2 pseudogenes are annotated in these 1,159 nt (G+C 59.3%); both read left to right on the top strand.

The annotated features are described in order from the left end of the window. Positions 1–233 (top strand): annotated as a pseudogene (locus HHL24_RS43425) (IS3 family transposase); the annotation flags it as partial. 732 nt (positions 234–965) lie between these two features. Beyond that, positions 966–1,159 (top strand): annotated as a pseudogene (locus HHL24_RS43765) (IS3 family transposase); the annotation flags it as partial.

The following is a 1,159-nucleotide window of genomic DNA, read 5'->3' as shown; positions in this document are numbered from 1 at the left end:
GGTACAACGAAGAGCACTGCCACAGCGGCCTGAAGTATGTGAGTCCGGGGCAGCGGCACCGCGGCGAAGCCGACGAGCTTCTGGCCCGACGGCGTGCGCTGTACGAAGACGCGCGCCTGCAGAACCCCGCACGCTGGTCAGGTGCCATCCGCAACTGGCACCTGACAGACGCGGTCTATCTGAACCCGGAGCGAACCCACGCCTCGGCCGGAATGTATAAGCACGCAGCGTAACGGTTCACGCGACAACTACCTTGACACACACCGCCGCAAAGAAAGTAAGCAAAGAAAGCGGCTCAAGCCAATCCTGCTAAGCGGGTCTCCTGGCTTGGAGGGGGTAGTGGCGCATCTGGAATCTGTGTTCTCGCACATTCAGCGTGAGTGACAAGGGTGTCATACTTCCGGCGGCGCTGCGCGCACCGAAGAGTACTTCATAAAACCACACGCTACGTTTCAGCTCTCGCGTTTGGGCTCTTGCGTTCGAGGTCTCACGTTTCGGTTCTTGCGTTTTGTCGGCACCGTGACTTGTCGTCGCATCGCCACTGCGGCCGCCAGTGGGAGTGCCACTGCCACTGCAAGTGCAAGTGCAAGTGCAAGTGCAAGTGCAACACACCGCCATTTCATTCGAAGTGTTAGTTCGCCCGTGAAGTATGGCGGCACCTCGCCGAGGTGAAGCCGACGGCCCGCACAGATCTGAACCGAAGCCCCTGGTTTCCCTGGCAGACCCGGCCGCGACGCACGTAGTGCGGAGTGGGAACTTACGACTCCTTTGTCACTAACGCCAAGGGGTGCGAGGGCCCGGATTCCACGGAGCCACTACCTCCTCCAAGCAAGGGTGCCCACTTAGCATTAGCGGTGTGAAGCCGCTTTCTTTGCTTACTTTCTTTGCGGCCCTCCATGTCAGGCTAGTTGTCGCCTCACCCGAACCGATTGATGTAAAGATGGGGGGCGGACAGCGAATGGGAAATGAAACGCTATTCAGCGGAAACCCGGGAATGGGCAATCCAGCAGATGATGCCGCCGTTCAATCGTGCGGTCATCGAGTTGTCAGGAGCGACGGGCATCACGACGGTGACGCTACGGACCTGGCGGCAAAGTGCAAGACAGACAGGGAAATTCATGCCGGGCAATGGCAAAACCAGCGATCGATGGTCAAGCGC

Source organism: Paraburkholderia polaris, from assembly GCF_012927345.1.
GTDB classification, from domain to species: Bacteria; Pseudomonadota; Gammaproteobacteria; order Burkholderiales; family Burkholderiaceae; genus Paraburkholderia; species Paraburkholderia polaris.
This window is presented reverse-complemented; position numbering and strand designations above follow the sequence as displayed.